At 68.1% G+C, this 1,623-nt stretch carries 1 protein-coding gene; it reads left to right on the top strand.

The genetic code is table 11. From position 1 onward, the window contains the following. The coding region (locus AC5I49_RS10040) for an RHS domain-containing protein (protein ID WP_495789270.1) at positions 1–1,623 on the top strand (1,623 nt) is incomplete at both ends.

The following is a 1,623-nucleotide window of genomic DNA, read 5'->3' as shown; positions in this document are numbered from 1 at the left end:
CGGCGGCGCAGACCAGATCGAATACGAACACCGCATCGCCCACACCCTGGATGCGCTGGGCGCACGCCAGCACAGCCAGCTGCAAGGCCTGGGAAAGATCGCCTGGCTCACCTACGGCTCAGGCCATGTGCACGGACTGCAGCTCAACGGCGCCGGCCTCATCGACTTCGAACGCGACGCCCTGCACCGCGAAGTCCGCCGCAGCCTGCACCCACCCACTCCCGCAGCAGAAGCAGACGCAGACGCACACCACCCCCTGCAGGTGCAACGCCAATGGGACAGCATGGGCCGCCTCACGGCCCTGGGCACCACAGGCCTGCAAAGCACGGAAGGCAGGGATCACCTCGTCCAGCCCCTCATCGGCCAGATCCTTGGCCGCCGCTACCACTACGACAGCCTGGGCCAGCTCGTTGCCATCGAACAGGCCGGCGCCCCGGGCCAGGCTGCACAACTGCTGCGCTACGGCTACGACAGCGCCGGTCGCCTCAGAGCGGCCACCGACAGCCAGGACCCCCAGACCACCACCCGCTGGCAGATCGACCCTGCCGGCAACCGCCTGCCAGCACTCGGTGCACCCGGTGCACCGGGCCAGACGAACACCCAGGACAGCTGGGCCGCCCAGGTCCACGCCCACTGGCGGCACACCGACTTCAACCTCATGGGCCTGGGCCACCTTGCAGGCCAGCGGCAAGGCCCCGTGCAGCGCTGGGAAGACAACCGCATCGGCTTCACCGAAGACCGCGTCTGGCGCTACGACCCCTGCGGCAACCGCATCGCGCAAATGCATGCAGACCACAGCCAGCAGCAACTGCACTACGACGGAGCACACCAGCTCATCGCCGTGCGCAGCAGCCAGATCCAGGGCAACGCCGAGCAGTTGCGCCACCACAGCCGCTACACCTACGACGCCCTGGGCAGGCGCCTGAAGCAGCAGGTCGAAAGCGCGGACTCCACCACCCCCACCCGCACCCACTACTACGGCTGGGACGGCGACCGCCTCATCCACACCGAGCGCCTGCAGCATGGCGATGACACGCGCCACATAGAACACACCATCTACGAACCCGGCAGCTTCACCCCCCTGGTGCGCCTGAGCACCACGGCCAGCGGCGACCCCCAAGACGAGCCCCACCTGCTGGTGCAAGCCATCGCCGCAGGCCTGCCCGACCCGGACGACCCCAACCACGCGCCGGCCCTGGCCCTGATGCAAACCATGCTCGACGCCATGCCGCGCGACATGCAGCAAGACGCGGCCCGCCACCTGCGCCACACCCTGGACCACGGCCTGCCGCCCGGCGCCCAGGCCATGCTGGGCGAACAGGCAGACAGCACCGCACGCCTGCTCACCGGCATGCAGACCCAACTGCAGAAACAGGAAAAAGAACAGCACGCCCGCATCGCCATCCACCACTACCACTGCGACCATCTGGGCACGCCCATGGCCCTGACCGACCAACGGGGGCTAGTCACCTGGGCGGCCAAGCTGGACCCCTGGGGCAATGTGCTGCAGGAGTACAACCCGCAGGGCCTGCACCAAGCAATCCGGCTGCCGGGGCAGCACCATGACAGGGAAACGGGGCTGTATTACAACCGGCATCGGTATTACGATCCGGTGGTGGGGAG

The organism is Delftia sp. (assembly GCF_059499305.1).
The sequence above is the reverse complement of the archived record's forward strand: the minus strand, read 5'-3'. Positions and strand labels throughout refer to the sequence as shown.